Source organism: Rhizobacter sp. (assembly GCF_031412495.1).
GTDB lineage: Bacteria > Pseudomonadota > Gammaproteobacteria > Burkholderiales > Burkholderiaceae_C > Schlegelella_A.
The window spans coordinates 1-14,859 of record NZ_JANODC010000065.1 but is presented as its reverse complement, the minus strand read 5'-3'; the positions used below and the strand labels follow the sequence as shown (position 1 = coordinate 14,859).

17 protein-coding genes, 1 tRNA gene and 1 pseudogene are annotated in these 14,859 nt (G+C 71.0%); 6 read left to right on the top strand and 13 right to left on the bottom strand.

Annotation, left to right across the window (positions count from 1 at the left end; all coding sequences use genetic code 11):
* Positions 1-278: pseudogene (locus tag AC30N0_RS02440) on the bottom strand (epimerase); the annotation flags it as partial.
* Positions 279-394: 116 nt separating this feature from the next.
* Between AC30N0_RS02440 and AC30N0_RS02435 the strand changes: the two are divergent.
* Entirely contained in the window at positions 395-2,194 is a 1,800-nt protein-coding gene (locus AC30N0_RS02435) for an acyclic terpene utilization AtuA family protein (protein WP_489516348.1), read from the top strand.
* Between the two features lie 142 nt (positions 2,195-2,336).
* On the top strand, positions 2,337-2,609 hold the full coding sequence (locus AC30N0_RS02430; protein ID WP_489516347.1) for a hypothetical protein: 273 nt from the start codon (positions 2,337-2,339) through the stop codon (positions 2,607-2,609).
* Between the two features lie 87 nt (positions 2,610-2,696).
* Here AC30N0_RS02430 and AC30N0_RS02425 read toward each other — a convergent pair whose 3' ends face one another.
* Positions 2,697-3,527 (bottom strand): PEP-CTERM sorting domain-containing protein, encoded by an 831-nt coding sequence (locus tag AC30N0_RS02425; protein ID WP_489516346.1) that lies wholly within the window; start codon positions 3,525-3,527, stop codon positions 2,697-2,699.
* A 251-nt stretch (positions 3,528-3,778) separates the two neighbouring features.
* Positions 3,779-3,854, bottom strand: a tRNA-Arg gene (locus tag AC30N0_RS02420).
* Between the two features lie 148 nt (positions 3,855-4,002).
* Between AC30N0_RS02420 and AC30N0_RS02415 the strand changes: the two genes are divergently transcribed.
* Positions 4,003-4,992, top strand: a complete 990-nt coding sequence (locus AC30N0_RS02415; protein WP_489516345.1) for a c-type cytochrome — start codon at positions 4,003-4,005, stop codon at positions 4,990-4,992.
* 124 nt (positions 4,993-5,116) lie between these two features.
* A complete protein-coding gene (locus tag AC30N0_RS02410) occupies positions 5,117-5,653 on the top strand; it encodes a DUF3455 domain-containing protein (protein ID WP_489516344.1) in 537 nt (178 codons plus the stop codon).
* Here the strand turns inward: AC30N0_RS02410 and AC30N0_RS02405 are convergent.
* From AC30N0_RS02405 to AC30N0_RS02375, 7 genes are all read right to left on the bottom strand, one after another.
* Entirely contained in the window at positions 5,641-6,210 is a 570-nt protein-coding gene (locus AC30N0_RS02405) for a DUF2946 family protein (RefSeq protein WP_489516343.1), read from the bottom strand. The genes AC30N0_RS02410 and AC30N0_RS02405 overlap by 13 nt on opposite strands.
* A gap of 20 nt (positions 6,211-6,230) precedes the next feature.
* Positions 6,231-7,466, bottom strand: coding sequence for a pyridoxal phosphate-dependent decarboxylase family protein (locus AC30N0_RS02400; RefSeq protein WP_489516342.1), 1,236 nt, complete (start codon positions 7,464-7,466; stop codon positions 6,231-6,233).
* Positions 7,467-7,470: 4 nt separating this feature from the next.
* Positions 7,471-8,274 carry an ABC transporter permease gene (locus tag AC30N0_RS02395; protein WP_489516341.1) on the bottom strand — a complete coding sequence of 268 codons (804 nt, stop codon included), beginning with the start codon at positions 8,272-8,274 and terminating at the stop codon, positions 7,471-7,473.
* Positions 8,271-9,119 carry an ABC transporter ATP-binding protein gene (locus tag AC30N0_RS02390; RefSeq protein WP_489516340.1) on the bottom strand — a complete coding sequence of 283 codons (849 nt, stop codon included), beginning with the start codon at positions 9,117-9,119 and terminating at the stop codon, positions 8,271-8,273. The genes AC30N0_RS02395 and AC30N0_RS02390 overlap by 4 nt, the downstream gene beginning before the upstream one ends.
* A gap of 3 nt (positions 9,120-9,122) precedes the next feature.
* A complete protein-coding gene (locus AC30N0_RS02385) occupies positions 9,123-10,160 on the bottom strand; it encodes a taurine ABC transporter substrate-binding protein (protein WP_489516339.1) in 1,038 nt (345 codons plus the stop codon).
* Positions 10,161-10,248: 88 nt separating this feature from the next.
* Positions 10,249-11,217 (bottom strand): YheT family hydrolase, encoded by a 969-nt coding sequence (locus AC30N0_RS02380; protein WP_489516338.1) that lies wholly within the window; start codon positions 11,215-11,217, stop codon positions 10,249-10,251.
* A complete protein-coding gene (locus AC30N0_RS02375) occupies positions 11,217-11,663 on the bottom strand; it encodes a YybH family protein (RefSeq protein ID WP_489516337.1) in 447 nt (148 codons plus the stop codon). The genes AC30N0_RS02380 and AC30N0_RS02375 overlap by 1 nt, the downstream gene beginning before the upstream one ends.
* Positions 11,664-11,708: 45 nt before the next feature.
* Here AC30N0_RS02375 and AC30N0_RS02370 point away from each other — a divergent pair, with 45 nt between their 5' ends.
* Together AC30N0_RS02370 and AC30N0_RS02365 are read left to right on the top strand one after the other, a co-directional pair.
* Positions 11,709-12,350 (top strand): sigma-70 family RNA polymerase sigma factor, encoded by a 642-nt coding sequence (locus tag AC30N0_RS02370; RefSeq protein ID WP_489516336.1) that lies wholly within the window; start codon positions 11,709-11,711, stop codon positions 12,348-12,350.
* Between the two features lie 80 nt (positions 12,351-12,430).
* The gene (locus AC30N0_RS02365) at positions 12,431-13,150 is read left to right on the top strand and encodes an anti-sigma factor (protein ID WP_489516335.1); all 720 of its coding nucleotides are present in this window, start codon (positions 12,431-12,433) and stop codon (positions 13,148-13,150) included.
* On the opposite strand, the gene waaF is transcribed toward AC30N0_RS02365, so the two are convergent.
* The 3 genes from waaF to AC30N0_RS02350 form a co-directional block, all read right to left on the bottom strand.
* Positions 13,126-14,169: a lipopolysaccharide heptosyltransferase II gene (waaF, locus tag AC30N0_RS02360; RefSeq protein ID WP_489516334.1), complete on the bottom strand. Its 1,044-nt coding sequence runs from the start codon at positions 14,167-14,169 to the stop codon at positions 13,126-13,128. The two genes, AC30N0_RS02365 and waaF, sit on opposite strands and share 25 nt — an antisense overlap.
* Before the next feature lie 73 nt (positions 14,170-14,242).
* A complete protein-coding gene (locus AC30N0_RS02355) occupies positions 14,243-14,455 on the bottom strand; it encodes a zinc-finger domain-containing protein (protein WP_489516333.1) in 213 nt (70 codons plus the stop codon).
* A gap of 2 nt (positions 14,456-14,457) precedes the next feature.
* Positions 14,458-14,859 (bottom strand): aminotransferase class IV (locus tag AC30N0_RS02350; protein WP_489516332.1); only part of this gene is annotated, 402 nt, incomplete at its 5' end.

Below are 14,859 nucleotides of genomic sequence, written 5' to 3'. Positions count from 1 at the left end.
TCGCAGGCGATCGTCTCGACGCCGTGCGCCTCGAGCTGGCGGCGCACCGCCAGGTCGCTGAAGCGGGCCACGCCGATGACGCGCTTGGTGGGCGCGGCGCGCTTGGCCAGACGGGCGAGGGTCGGCCCCATCTTGCCGCCGACGCCGAGGATCGCGATGTCACCGTCGACCGCCGCGAGATCGTCGACCAGGGCCCGGCTCGGCAGGGTAAGGAAGTCGTCGAGCTCGGCGATCGAGGCGAAGCGCCCGGGCAGGGCAGAGGGATCGAGGAAGTCCACGGCGCGGTACCAAAGAGCGGGTCGCGGCCAGTTTAGCGGCGCCCGCCCGGCCGGATGCTCTTTCCGATCGTCCGTGTTGATACGCTCGGACTACCGTGACGACGAGGGAGAGCGACATGAGCGACAAGGTCGTCCGCATCGGCGGCGCGTCCGGGTTCTGGGGCGACAGCCGCGTCGGCGCGCCGCAGCTCGTCGCGTCGGGCGCGATCGACTACCTGGTCTTCGACTACCTCGCCGAGACAACGATGGCGATCCTCGCCGCCGCGCGCGCGAAGCGGCCCGAGCTCGGCTATGCCACCGACTTCGTCGAGGTCGCGATGCGGTCGGTGATCCGGGACGTCGCCGCGCGGGGCATCAAGGTCGTCAGCAACGCCGGCGGCGTCCACCCGACGGCCTGCGCCGAGGCGCTGGCGCGCCTGATCGAAGCCGAAGGGCTGCGCCTGAAGGTCGCCGTGGTCGAGGGCGACGACGTCAGCGATCAATGGGCCAGGCAGGTGGCGGCCGGCGCGCGCGACATGTTCAGCGGCGAGCCCCTGCCGGAGAAGGTGCTGAGCGCCAGCGCCTACCTCGGGGCGCTGCCGATCGCCGCGGCGCTGGCGGCAGGCGCCGACATCGTCGTCACCGGCCGCTGCGTCGACAGCGCCGTGACGCTCGGGCCGCTGCTGCACGAGTTCGGCTGGCGCGCCGACGACTTCGACCGCCTCGCCGCCGGCAGCCTGGCCGGCCACATCATCGAGTGCGGCTGCCAGGCCACCGGCGGCCTCTTCACCGACTGGCAGGACGTGCCCGACTGGCCGAACATCGGCTACCCGATCGCCGAGTGCCGCAGCGACGGCAGCATCTCCATCACCAAGCCGGCGGGCACCGGCGGCCTGGTCTCGCGCGCGGCCGTCGCCGAGCAGCTCCTCTACGAGACCGGCGACCCGGGCGCCTACGTCCTGCCCGACGTGGTCTGCGATTTCCGGCACGTGGTCATCGAGCAGGACGGCCCGGAGCGGGTTCGCGTCGGCGGCGCCCGCGGCAGTGCCCCGCCCGACGACTACAAGGTCTCGGCGACGGCGGTGCAGGGCTTCCGTGCCGCCGGCATGCTGGTCATCGTCGGCATCGACGCGGTCGCCAAGGCAGAGCGGACCGGTGCCGCGATCCTGGCGCGGACGCGCCGGCTCCTCGCCGCGGCGGGCTTCGCCGACTTCGCGGCCACGCATGTCGAGGTGATCGGCGCCGAGAGCTCGTACGGCCCGCACGCGCGGACGCGCGCCTGCCGCGAGGTGATGCTGCGCGTCGTCGCCGACCACACCGAGCGCGCTGCCCTCGAGCTGTTCGCGCGCGAGATCGCGCCGGCCGGCACGTCGTGGTCACCCGGCACGACCGGGCCGGGCGGCGGCCGGCCGAGCGTCTCGCCGCTGGTCCGGCCGCTCGCCATGCTGCTGCCGAAGCGCGCCGTCGAGGCGAGCTTCACGCTGGGCGGCGAGCGTCACGCGGTAGCGATTCCATTGCATGGCGGCGATGCACGGCCGCGGTCCGCCGAAGGCGCGGCGCCGCCGCCCGCATGGCGCGACGACGGCACCGGGGAGCAAACCGTGCCGCTGGTCCGGCTCGCCTGGGCGCGCAGCGGCGACAAGGGCGACCTCGCCAACGTCGGCGTCATCGCCCGGCGCCGCGAATGGCTGCCGCTGCTCTGGGACCGGCTCACGCCCGAACGGGTCAAGGCCTACCTGAGCCACCTCGTGCTGGGCAAGGTCGAGCGCTACCACCTGCCCGGGGTCGACGGCATCAATTTCCTTCTCCACGACGCGCTCGCCGGCGGCGGACCTGCTTCGCCGCGTCTCGATCCGCTCGGCAAGGGCATGGCGCAGATGCTGCTCGACATGCCGATAGACGTCCCGGCTGCGATGGCCGACGAACTCCGGGCCTGATCGGTGCTCGCCGGTCCGCCGAACGGGCGCCGACACGAGATCGTTACGCGGCCCGCAGCACGGCGCTCCTGCCAGAGTTGACAGTTGGCAGCCAGTCGCCGAGCCCGTACGCTGACCAGGGTCGCCATGTCCCGGCCGCGCCGTGCCCTACCACTTCAGACTGCGAATCGACAAGCACGACCGCTCACGCTACGAATGGCAGCTGGCCGACGCCGGCGGCGTGATGGCGCGCGGCGCCGAACCGGACATCACGTTCTGCCTCGCGGCGAGTGCGCTCGGCCTGGTGCCGGAGGCGCCCGTCGCCATCGAGTACGGTGGTGCGACGGCGGGCGTCTACCCGGCCGGTCGCCTGCAGAAGGACCCGGTCGCGGTGGCGAATGCCATCATGGAAGAGATTGGCCGGCCGCCGTCGTGAGCGTTCGCCCTTGCCGCAACCATCGAAGGACGTCAGAGACGGGGGCTGCTAGGCCCCCTTTGAGTCCGGGTCGTGCTGCCGGTGCCTTCAGCGGGCCCGGGCCTGCTTGCGGCGACGCGACACGAGCCCCACGGCGCCCAATCCGAGCAGCATCAGAGCGTACGTCTCGGGCTCTGGCACTGCCGAAATCGGGGGCTCGAAGTTGGCCCTCGTTCCCATGATGCCGTTGATCTCGTTGTCGCCATCCTGGATGAGCGAGCCTGGCCCGCCATGCCGGATCGAGGCATAACGGAACGTGGCGTTCGTACCTGTTCCGACTGCGTACACGAAGCCATCCCACTGCACGCCGAGAATCGGATAGAAACCTTCAAGCCAAACCCGCTCCACGACCGCCTGGACCCAGGTGGTCTGATTGTTCGACAGGTACACCGTCGATTCGATCGCCTCCTGCGGCAGGGGACCGTGATCGATGGTGTTGAAGATCGCCGCCTTCGTTGCCTGGAAACCCAGGTCCCACACGGTTTCACCCACGACCCCGCTGGTCTGCATCCAGTGCTGGTCGATGCCGCTCGCAGCCGCGAAGCGGCTGGCAGGGGCGCCGCAACAGGTATAGCCAAGGCTGCCCGTCCCGGTCAGGTCGGTGGAGGTGCCGCCGCCCTGGTTGGAATACTGACCGATGCTCGTGATGAGTGTCCCTGCGACAAATCCGGTCGTATCGAACAGGCCATCGTCCAGCAACTGGTTGCTCACCACCAGCTGGCGGTTGGCCAGGGTGTTGCTGCCGTAGTAAAGCTGGGCAAACGTACCCACGGTCGCGCCCTGCCAGCTTCGAGGGTCGTCGGGGTTGGTGACCAGCGCCGCGGTAGCGGCTTGTGAGAAGAGCAGGGCCGCGGCCCCAAACGCAAGCAGCGATTTCATCACGAGCTCCCTGGCGCCGAACGGCGCGCGATCGACTTTGCTGAATGGACGAGGCGGGGGGTTCGGGTCCGCCGCTCGGCGATTGGGCTCCGCGTCAAACAGGGTTGATACCCCCTCTTCGCGGGGGTCGCCTCTCCCGCTCCGACTCCAGGCGGGAACGGCCGTGGCGGGGCGTGGAAGTCTGCTCGTCGAGGGCGGAACTCGTACCGGAAAGACACCGGACGAAGCGATCGATCGAGCCACGAGAATTTTGGTGCGCCCGGCAGGTATCGAACCTGCAACCCCTGCCTTCGGAGGGCAGTACTCTATCCATTGAGCTACGGGCGCACGGTGTGCCGATTCTACCGGCGAGCCCCGCCACAAGCCGGTCCGCAGGGGCTCGGCGCCTATAATTTCGGGCTCGACGCGAACCGTTTTCTTCGAGGTGGCCGATGCCGCCTTACGTCGCGTCAACGACATCGCCCCGAGGATCCGGATGACCGAAGCGCACGACCCGAACGACATCGACGGCCCGCACGAAGGCCCGATCAAGACCCCCAAGCAGCTGATCCTCGCGATCGTCTACGCCTTCGTGGTGCCGATCGTCGCCATCGTCCTCCTGGTCATGTTCGTCACCACCGAGCGGCGGCCTGCCGCCGGCAGCGACGCCCTCAGCCCGCAGGGCGTCGCCGAGCGGCTCCGCCCGGTCGGCATGGTCGAGGTGAAGGACGCCTCCGACCCCGCGTCGCTCAGCAGCGGGCAGCAGGTGTTCGCGGGTCAGTGCAGCGCCTGCCACGTGTCGGGCGCGCTCGGTTCGCCCAAGCTCGGCGATGCCGAGGCCTGGGCGCCGCGCATCAAGACCGGCTTCGAGCTGCTGCTGCGCGCGGCCCTGAACGGCAAGGGCCAGATGCCGCCGCAGAAGGGCGGCGACTACAGCGACTTCGAGATCGCGCGGGCGGTGGTCTACCTGACCAACCAGTCGGGCGCGAAGTTCGCCGAGCCGACGCCGCCCGCAGCCCCCGTCGCCGAGGCCGGCAGCGCCCCGGCCGGCAACGCGGCGACGATGGCGGTGGCGCCCAACGCGACGGCGGCTGCCGTCGGTGCGGCGAACGCCATTCCGGCGCCGCGCGGCGACGCCAACGCCGGCACGCCCGACCGCAACCAGAGCGGCGGCCTCAACGCCCAGGTCCGCCAGTCGCCGACGGAGCAGACCCCGGGCGGCGGCGCGGTGCAGGTCGCCGCGGCGGCGGCGGCCGCGCCCGCGCTCTACAGCCAGGCCTGCCTGGTCTGCCACGCCGCCGGCGTCGCCGGGGCGCCGAAGCTCGGCGACAAGGCCGCATGGGCACCGCGCCTGCCGCAGGGCCTCGACGCGCTGACCGCGAGCGTCATCAAGGGCAAGGGCGCGATGCCACCGAAGGGCGGCAGCACGGCCAGCGAGGCCGACATCCGTGCCACCGTCACCTACATGGTGAACGCCTCGAAGTAGGCCGCTCGCAGGCACCGAGAAAGCGGGCCCGCGGGCCCGCTTTCTCGCGCCCGGCGCATCCGGGTCAGGGCCTCCGGCGTATGCACCCGACCGGCGCGCCGCGCCGCCCCTTCAAGGAGTGCCCATGTCCGTCCAGACCATCGCCCTGCTCGGCGCCGCCGCCCTGCTGTCCGCCTGTGCCACTGCGCCGAGCTCCATGGCCGTCGACAACGCCGCCCTGCCCGAGCCGGTCCGCGTACCCGCCGGGCAGAAGGTCCGTCTCGTCACGACCGGCGTCGGTGAGATCACCTACGAGTGCCGCGAGAAGGCGAACGCGGCCGGCCAGTTCGAGTGGGCGTTCGTTGCCCCCGTCGCCACCCTCTACGGTCGCGACCGGCAGAACCTCGGCAAGTATTACGCCGGGCCCACGTGGGAAGCGAGCGACGGCTCCAAGATCAGCGGCAAGCAAGTCGCCGTCGCGCCGGCGAGCCCGGGCAGCATCCCGCTGCAGCTCGTCAAGGCCGACCCGGCGATGGGCGCGGGCGCGATGAACGGCGTCAGCTACATCCAGCGCCTGAACACCAAGGGCGGCGTGGCTCCGGCCGCTTCCTGCGATGCCGCCGGCAAGGGCCGGCGCCAGCAGGTGGCGTACGAGGCCGACTACGTCTTCTACGGCAACTGAGTCGAAGGCGCGACCGGCGCGTCGGCCACCGCCGAGAGCCGGTAGCCGAAGCGTGCCGGCAGGTCGGCGAACGCGACCTCCGCGACGGGCCAGGCCTGGCTCTCGACCGCCGACGCGGCGGCTTCCATGTCGAGCGTGTGGACGATGCCGAAGCCGGCGTCGGTGGCGAGAAAGAGGCGGCCGCCCTCGTCGACGAAGGCGGCGCGAAAGCGCGCCGGCGCGCCGATGTGGCTGCTCAGCGCCGGTTGCCCATGGCCCGGCGCGTTGCCGGCGTCGAGGCGCCACACGAAGGGCGCCGCCTCGAGCTCGACGTAGACCCTCTGCGGCCCGTTCTGGAAGAACCAGCGTCCCTGCGAATCGGGGCCGTAGTTGCGGCCGATGAACTCGCGCAGCTTCTCGTGCTCGATGCGGCTGCCCTTGACGCGCGGAAAAGGGCCCGCGGCCTGGGTCCGGTCGTCGCGCATGTACCAGTCGCCGCGCGCATCGAGGGCGAGCCAGCCGTAGCAGTGCGGCACGTTCGGCCACTTCTTCAACGCCGCCTCGACGATCGCGTCCATCGGTCGATCCCGAGCGCGCTTCAGTACACCGCATCGACCCGGAGGCCGGGCCTGGCGCTCGCTGCTTCGGCGATGGCGGCGGCAAGGTCTTCCAGGTAGCGCCCGACCACCGGCTCGTGCGTCAGGTTGAGCATCAGGTGGATGCCGTCCGGGTCGCGCACGTGCCCCGTCAGCCAGCCGCGCTGCAGGAGGGTCCGGCCGATCGCGCCCATGTCATGCGCCGGAGAGCCGTAGGCGACGATCGAAAGCTCCGGACGACCGAGAACCTGCAGGCCCAGTGCCTGCACCCCGGCCTCCCCGGCGCGCCGCGTCGCCAGCACCCGCTCGGTGATTCGCCGGTAGCCGGACTCGCCGAGGTAGTTCATCACCGCCCACGCCGATGCGATGGCGCCCCCGGGCCGCGTCCCGACCAGGGTGTGGGTCATGTACTGGCCGCGCGGCCAGTTGTCGAAGGCATACGCCATGTGCCGGAACGACGCCTCGTCGACGAAGAAGAGCGTCGACGCGCCCTTGGCCGCGTAGCCGTACTTGTGCAGGTCGGCAGAGATCGAGGTTACGCCCGGGACGCTGAAGTCGAACGGCTCGATGGGGTAGCCGAGTTGCCGGGCGAACGGGGCGATGTAGCCGCCGACGCAGGCATCGACGTGCATCCACAGGCCGCGCGCCTGCGCCAGTGCGGCGATCCCGGCGATGGGATCCATCACGCCGTGCGGGTAGGCCGGCGCCGAGCCGACGAGCATCACCGTGTCCGGGGTGATTGCCGCTGCCAGGGCCTCGACGTCGGCGGTGAACGCCGCGGTGAGCGGCACGCGCACCGTCTGCAGGCCGAGGAAGTGCGCCGCCTTGTCGAACGCCGGGTGGGCGCTGAACGGCAGCACGATCTGGGGCGTGCGAAGCGAGGGGCCGCGTGTCTGGCGCGCAGAATCTCGCGCCGCCTTCACCGCCAGAAAAATGCTTTCCGTGCCGCCAGTCGTCATGGCGCCGCGCGCACCGGGCCCGCCATGCAGCAGCCCGAGCGCCATGGCCACCACTTCCGACTCGAACTTGGCCAGGCTGTGGAAGGCGCGCAGGCCGAGCCCGTTCTCCGAGAAGTACATGAGGAAGGCCTGCTTGGAGACCTCGAGCACGTCTTCGCCCGCGTAGTGGATGAAGGCCGGCGCACGCCCGTCGCGCCAGGCAACGTCGCCCTCGCCGGCGGCCTTCATGCGAGGCTCGAGTTCGGCCCAGGCGACGCCTTCCTTCGGCAGTTCGATCATGTCCTCAACCTTCCTTTCCGCCCCAGTGGACGACGCGGGCCTCGACGGCGCGGGCGACCAGGTCGAGCGAGTAGCCGAGCACGGCCATGATGAGCACGCCGACGAGCACGACGTTGGTGAGCAGGAAGTCCGCCGCGGACATGGCCATGTAGGCGATGCCTGCGCTGGTGGCGATCAGCTCGGCGCCGACGAGCATGGTCACGCCGATGCCGATGCTCACGCGGATGCTCGTGAAGATGCCGGGCAGGCTGGCCGGGAAGATGACGCGGCGAAAGATCATGGTGCGCGAGGCGCCGAGCGCCATCGCCGCCTGGATCTTGCGCCGGCCGACACCGCCCACCGCCTGCATGGCGCTGATGGACAGGATCGGGAACAGGGCAAGCACGATGATCACGACCTTGGCGACCTCGCCGATGCCGAACCAGATGATGAGCAGCGGCAGGAGCGCGAGCTTGGGCATCGGCCGGGTGATCTCGATCGGCGGATCGAGCACCGCCTTGACCGTCTCGTTCATGCCCATCCACAGGCCGAGCGGCACCGCGACGAGCACCGTGAGGACGAAAGCGAGGCCGAAGCGGAACAGGCTGATGCCGATGTGGAACGCCAGCGACTTCCCCTGGTAGCCGTTCTCCCACAGCGTTCCCAGCGTGCGCAGCACCGAGACGGGCGACGGCAGGAAGAGGGGCGCGACCAGCGGCTTGCCGCCGAACAGCGGGGCGGTGACCAGGAACCAGAACGCGAGGAGCGCCAGGAACGAACCGAGGTTGATCCAGCGCGAGCGCCCGCGCCGCCGGGCCGCCGTGCTCAAGCGCCCTCCTGACTCTGCGCGGCCAGCGCCTCCTCGCGCAACAGGCCGAAGATCTCGGCCTTCATGCGCACGAAGTCGACGCTGGCGACGACCGCCGGGTCGGCGCACAGCGCGAACTGCGGCTCGAAGCGGGCCTTGATGCGCCCGGGCCGCGCCGACATGACGAGGATGTCGGTGGCCAGGAAAAGCGCCTCCTCGATGCTGTGGGTGATCCAGAGCACGGTCTTGCGCGTCTCCTGCCAGATCCGCTTGATCTCCTCCTGCAGCAGCTCGCGCGTCTGCGCGTCGAGCGCCGCGAAGGGCTCGTCCATGAGAAGGATCTCCGGGTCATTGGCGAGTGCACGGGCGATGCCCACGCGCTGCTGCATGCCGCCGGACAGCTCGTAGGGATAACGCCGCGCGAAGCCGGTCAGGCCGACCATGGCGATGAACTCGGCGGCGATGCGGTCGGCCTCGGCCGGAGGCTTGCCGATCGCCAGGGGACCGAAGGCGACGTTGTCGTGCACGTTCATCCAGGTGAAGAGCGCGCCCTGCTGGAAGACGACGCCGCGCCGCGGATCGGGGCCGCGCACCGGCTGCCCGTCCATCAAGACCCGGCCCGTCGTCGGTGTCTCGAAGCCGGCGAGGATGTTGAGCAGCGTGCTCTTGCCGCAGCCAGACGGACCGACCAGGCAGACGAACGCCCGCTCGCGGATGTCGAAGCTGAGGGGCTCGACCGCCTGCACCGCGTCCGGCCCCTGGCCGAAGCGCTTCGAGACGTTGTCGAACCGCGCCTTCACCGGTGCGGTCGCAGTCGCGCCCTGCTCCGGTCCCTCGAGCGGCGTTGCCGGACGCGCATCGGCCATCGATCAGACCATCTTCGTGAGGAAGCTCTTGTCGATGAGGCCGTTCAGGTCTTTCGGCATGGCGTTGATCTGACCCGTCTCCTTCAGGAACTCGGCCTGCACCTGCAGCGTCTTCAATGCCGCAGAGTCCTTCTCGCCAGGTCGGCCGAGCCACTTGGCGGTCAACTGCTCGCGCGCCGGCACGGGATAGAACGTATTCAGCGACCGCATCACTGCGGGCTCGTCGACGCCCAGGAACTTCGTCATCGTGTCGACGACTTCCTTCGGGTTCTGCTTGAACACCTGGGCGATCTGCTCGAAGTCTTTCAGGAAGGCGAGCACCAGGTCCGGGTTCTGGCGCTTGAAGTCGTCGCGCACCAGGAACCCGTCGAACATCACGAGGTTCTGGGCACTGAGATCGCCGGTCTTGAAGATGACGGTGCCGGCGTCCTCGACCAGCTTGGGCGCCACCGGCACCCAGATGTAGCTCGCATCGATTTCGCGCCGGGCCCAGGCCGAGGCGATCTGGTCGGCGCGCATGTTGATCAACTGCACGTCCGCGAGGCCCAGCCCGGCGCCCTTGAACGCCGCCAGGGCGGCGAAGTGCACCGAAGTGTTGAACGGCAGGCCGACTCGCTTGCCCTTGAGCTGGCCGATGGATTTGATGTTGGCGCTGTTCTGGACGACCAGCACCTCGCTGTCGATGATGTTCTTGTAGACGTACACCATCGACGCCGGCACGCCGTTCGCGTAGCCCACGACCATCGGGCTCGACCCGATGTTGCACATGTCGAGGCTGCCGCCGGCCATCGCCGAGAGAACCTCGGAACCCGCTCGCACGGTGACGAAGTCGACCTTGGCGTTGGGCCCGAAGGTCTTCGCCATCGCGCCCTTGGCGCGGATGTAGTTCTGCGCATCGATGCTGCCGAAGGTCCCGAGATTGACCGTCTTCTGCTGCGCCGAGGCGGCGCCGGCGCCGAGGAGGGACGCCCCGGCGACGGAACCGGCGAACAGGTTGGCCGCCGTGAACGTGAAGTCGCGGCGCGACAGGCTGAGTTTCATCGGGTTCTCCAAGTGGACAGTGAGATCCATCATAGCCACAGACCCCACCTCCGCGGCCGCATCACGCGCTCGACAACGGGGATCCTCTTCAGAGCCGCCGGGCCAGCCAGCCCGTCACCTGCTGGGGCAGGGTCGTGACGTGGCCGGGCCAGGGACCACCGGGAAAGCCGACGTGGCCGCCGTGCCCCGGCTGCCAGAGCGTGACCCGGCCGCCGACCTCGCCGGGATGCGGCAGCGCCGCGGCGGGCAGGAACGGATCGTTGCGGGCATTGAGGACCAGCGCCGGAACGCGGATCGCGGCGAGGTGCGGCCCGGCCGAAGCACGCGCGTAGTAGTCGTCGGCGTCGCGGAAGCCGTGCAGCGGCGCGGTGAAGACGTCGTCGAAGTCGCGCAGATCGCGTGCGGCGCGCAGACGCTGTGCGTCGAAGAGCCCCGGATGCTGAGCCAGCTTGACGAGCGCCTTGCGCGTCATGGTGCGCATGAACATGCGCGTGTAGACCTGGCGCCCGAAGCCGCGCCCGATCGCCGCGGCACCGGCGGCGAGGTCGAGCGGCGCCGACACGGCGGCGATGGCGCGCAGCATCGAGGCAGCGGCCTCGCCCGCCTCCTCGGCATAGCGCAGGAGCGCGTTGCCGCCGAGCGACACGCCGACGGCGAGCAGCGGCCCGGCATGGACGCCGCGGAAGCGCTCGAGCATCCAGCCCACTTCCTGGTCGTCGCCCGAGTGGTACGCGCGCGGCGCGAGGTTGATCTCGCCCGAGCAGCCGCGAAAGTGCGGCACGGCGAAGCGCCAGCCGCGCTCGGCCGCAGCAGCGGCGAACGCCTGCGCGTAGTGGCTTCGCGACGAGCCCTCGAGGCCGTGGAAGAGCACGAGCAGCGGCGCCGCGACCGGGTCGCCGTCGAGCCAGTCGACATCGACGAAGTCGTGGTCCGGCGTCGCCCAGCGCTCGCGGCGATAGACCGGCACGACACCGTCGAAGCGGCGGCTGAACAGGGCCGGCCAGATCGTCTGCAGGTGCCCGCCCGGCAGCCAGGCCGGGGCCCGGAAGTCGTCCATCAATGCAGCGTGGAGGCGACCTCTGCGATTTCCTCGATCTCGGTCGCGGTGCCGGGGCTGGCGTGGTGGGCGACGAGGCGCCAGCCGTGCGCGGCCTTGAGGTACACGTTGGTCGCCACGACCCAGGCGAAGCGCTCGCCGGCCTCGCCCTTGACGCGGACCCGCTCGACGACGCTGTGCACGGCGCTGGAGTGCGACTCGAGCCGGCGCACGCGGTGCGGCTCGATGTCGATGGCGCCGTTGGCGAACATGACCTCGAAGGCAGCCCGGACCGCCGCCGCGCCGACGAGGCGCTGGCCGCCGGGATGAACGCAGCTGATCTCGTCGTCGTCGGACCACACCGACATCACCCGCTCGAGGTCACCGCGCCGCATGGCTTCGTAGAGCTCGTGCTCGATCTCGTCGGGCGAGCGGGTCGCAGGGGCGGGCGGCTTGGGGCGGGCCATGGGTTAGTCTCGCGACCGATTGTAGGAAGGCCCGCGTTCCCGCCCATGCTCACAAACGCCACCGAATGGTCCGAGCGCAGCATCGACCTGTCGCGACTGCTCGGTCGCGCCGGTCTCGGCGACCGCGCGGCATTCGCCACGCTCTACGAACGGACCAGCGCGCATCTGTTCGCCGTCGTGCTGCGTATCAACCGGGACAGGGCGCAGGCCGAGGACATCCTGCAGGAGGTCTATGTCAGCGTCTGGCGCGCTGCCAGCAGCTTCGACGCGGCGCAGAGCCAGCCGCTCACCTGGCTGACTCGCATCGCCAGGAACCGCGCCATCGACAGCCTGCGCCGCAACCGGACGCAGCCCCAGACCCAGTCGCCGGGCACGATCTCCGGCGGCGCCGATGCGGAGGACGACAGCGTGTACGACACCGTGGCCGACAGCGCGCCAGGCCCGCTCGACCTGCTCGACCGGGCCGCCGACGCGCGTTCGCTCGGCGAGTGCATGGAGCGGCTCTCGGCGCTGCAGCGGCAGAGCGTCGCCCTCGCCTTCTTCCACGGCCTCAGCCATGCCGAAGTCGCCGAACAGCTGCGCCAGCCGCTGGGCACGGTCAAGTCCTGGGTGCGGCGGGCCCTGCAGACGCTCAAGGGCTGCCTCCAGGGGGCCGCAGCGCAGGACGCGGCGCGGACCGGCGACTGACATGAAGCCCCCGCGCTCACTGCGTTCGCTGGCCCCCGACGGGGCGCTCGGTACCTTCGGTACGGCCGGGCGGCAGTGAGATGGATTACGGCCGCCCCCCGCTCGCCGACGCGCTTGCCGCCGACTACGTTCTCGGCACGCTGCGGGGTGCGGCGCGACGCCGCTTCGAGGCGCTGCTGCCGGCGCATGCGGGCCTGCGCGCAGCGACCGAAGCCTGGCAGGCGCGGCTGCTGCCGCTCACCGCGGCGATCGATCCCGTGCCGCCGCCGGCCCGCGTCTGGGAACGGGTCTCGGCCCGCATCGACGGCGCCCATCGGGTTGCGTCGGCCGCGGCGCCGGCTACCGCCGAGACGCGTGGCGCCTGGCACCGGCTCTCGTTCTGGCGCGGCCTGACCGCGTTCGCGAGCGTGGCGGCGCTCGGCCTGGCGGTGCTGCTGGCCAACCCGCGCCCGGGACTGCCGCCGGTGGTCATCGTCCTCGCTGCCACCCCGGCAGCGCCCGGCACGGCAGCGGTCCCCGCGATCGTCGCCAGCATCAGCGGCGACGGCAAGACGCTGGTGACGCGGCCGATCGTGCCGGTGGCCGTCGCCGCCGATCGCTCGCTCGAGCTCTGGGCAGTGCCGACGTCCGGCCCGCCGCGCTCGCTCGGCGTTCTGCCCGGTGGCAGCGGCACGGTCGCCTTGCGCGGCCACATCCTCACCGGCGTCGACACGCTGGCGGTCACGGTCGAGCCGCCGGGCGGGTCGCCCTCGGGCGCGCCGACCGGACCGATCGTCTACGCGGGCAAGTTCTCGCTGTAGCCCCCGCCGGCGGTGTCTCGCACCGCCGCTTGCAAGGCTCCTTCGACGCGCTCCGGCGCCACGCCGACGAGGCACCGCGTGTGGCCGTAGCGGCAGGTGCGCTCGAAGCACGGCATGCAGTCGAGCTGCAGCTCCTCCTTGAGCCAGAGAACGCCCGCGCGCGCATTGAGCGGCGGCGTGTGCGCCGGGCTGGTCGAGCCGAACACCGCCACCTGGGGCACGCCGAAGGCCGCGCCGACGTGCATCAGCCCGGAATCGTTGCTCACCAGGCCGCGCGCCGAGGCGATGAGGGCCATCGCCTCGATCAGCCGGGTGCGGCCGGCGAGGACGCGGCAGGCGCCAGGCGCCGCGGTGGCGATTGCATCGCACAGCTCGGCTTCACCGGGCGAGCCGAGCAGGACGACCGGGGCGCCGTCGGCGCCGTGCAGGGCGCGGGCCAGCGCCGCGTAGTGCGCCGGCGGCCAGCGCTTGGCCGGGCCGTACTCCGCACCGGGCGCGAACGCCCAGTAGCCCTGCGCCGTCACGCCGGCGGCGCGCAGGGCCGCGCCGGCCGCGTGTTCTTCGAGCTGCAGGCGCGGTGCGCGCCCGGCATCGAAGTCCGTGCCGGCGAGGGCGCCGTAGAACGCGACCATCGGCGGCCGCCGCGGCGGGTTGCGCAGGCGCCGGTTGAGGAGGAGCCGGCGCCCTTCGCCGGCGTAGCCGATCCGCGTCGGCACGCCGGCCAGGCGCGGCAGGAGCGCCGACTTGATCGAGTTCGGCAGCACGTAGGCGCGGTCGAAGCGGCCGCGCAGGGTCGCCGCGACCCGGCGCCGCGCGGCCCAGTCGAGCCGGCCGTGCGCGAAGGGCAGCTCGATGATCTCGGCCACCTCCGGCATCGCCGCAAAGACCGGCGCGACCCAGGGCAGCGCGGCGACGCTCAGCCGCTCGCCGCGTTCGGCGCGCCTCGCCAGGAGCGGCTCGGCCATGACCGCGTCGCCGATCCACTGCGGCGCGATGACGAGGGAGGCGCTGTCCGTCATCCTGAACGAAGTGAAGGATTCCTCTGCCGGTCGAGATCCTTCGCCTCGCTCAGGAAGACACGGCCCGCGAGGCTCAGTGCCCGCCGCGAACCGCGTCCCCGGCCTTGAGCCGGTACTCGGTGCCGCAGTACGGACACTTGCCGATGCCGGCCGAGGCGACATCGATGAAGACGCGCGGGTGGTTGCTCCAAAGCGGCATGCGCGGGTTCGGGCAGAAGATCACCCCCGGCCCTTGCAGCTCCACGGCGCTGAGCTCGACCGCGTCCGTCGTTCCGTCGCTGGCCATGCTCAGACCTTGGTCAGCCATTCCGCGTACTTCGGATTGCGGCCGTTGACGATGTCGAAGAAGGCGCTCTGGATCTTCTCGGTGATCGGCCCGCGCGAACCGGCACCGAGCTCGACGCGGTCGAGCTCGCGGATCGGCGTCACCTCGGCGGCAGTGCCGGTGAAAAAGGCCTCGTCGCAGATGTAGACCTCGTCGCGGGTGATGCGCTTCTCCACGAGCTTCAGGCCGAGATCGTTGCAGATCGCGACGATCGTGTTGCGGGTGATGCCGTCGAGCGCACCGGCCGAGAGGTCGGGCGTGTAGACGACGCCCTTCTTGATCATGAACAGGTTCTCGCCGGCTCCTTCGCTGACGAAGCCGCTGGCGTCGAGGAGCAGCGCCTCGTCGTAGCCGTCGTCGAGCGC